At 52.9% G+C, this 461-nt stretch carries 1 protein-coding gene; it reads left to right on the top strand.

Annotation, left to right across the window (positions count from 1 at the left end; all coding sequences use genetic code 11):
* Positions 1 to 14: 14 nt before the first annotated feature.
* The coding region (locus ACFO8Q_RS01105; protein ID WP_380023642.1) for a transposase at positions 15 to 461 on the top strand (447 nt) is incomplete at its 3' end.

Below are 461 nucleotides of genomic sequence, written 5' to 3'. Positions count from 1 at the left end.
AAGCCAACGCCCGCCTGCAAAAAGCGGCGCAGTCGATGGCCGATCAAGTGCTGAATCCGGACAAGCTGCACGAGAGGCAAGTTCATTATCGGGAGTTTCAATACCAAGCAGATTCATGGAGTCGTGCCCGCCGAGTGGTTGTAAAGATGGAGCGTCCTGCGGGCGAACTCCTCTTTCAGTTCACGTTTATCGCCACGAACATGACGGTATCGCCAAAGAATGTCGTTCGCTTCTACTTTCAGCGCGGCCACATGGAGAATTTCATCAAGGAAGCCAAGAACGGATTCGCCTGCGACAAGATGAGCAGCACCGGTTTTGAAACCAACGTCATGAAGCTGCAATTAGCCATGCTGGCGTACAACTTCAACAATTGGTTTCGCCGCCTCTGCTTGCCGGAGCGAATGAAGCCAAATCGGATGGAGACACTGCGCTCCAAGCTCGTTAAGATTGCGGGTAAGCTG

The sequence above is a fragment of the Effusibacillus consociatus genome (assembly GCF_042652925.1).
Taxonomy (GTDB): Bacteria; Bacillota; Bacilli; order Tumebacillales; family Effusibacillaceae; genus Effusibacillus; species Effusibacillus consociatus.
This window is presented reverse-complemented; position numbering and strand designations above follow the sequence as displayed.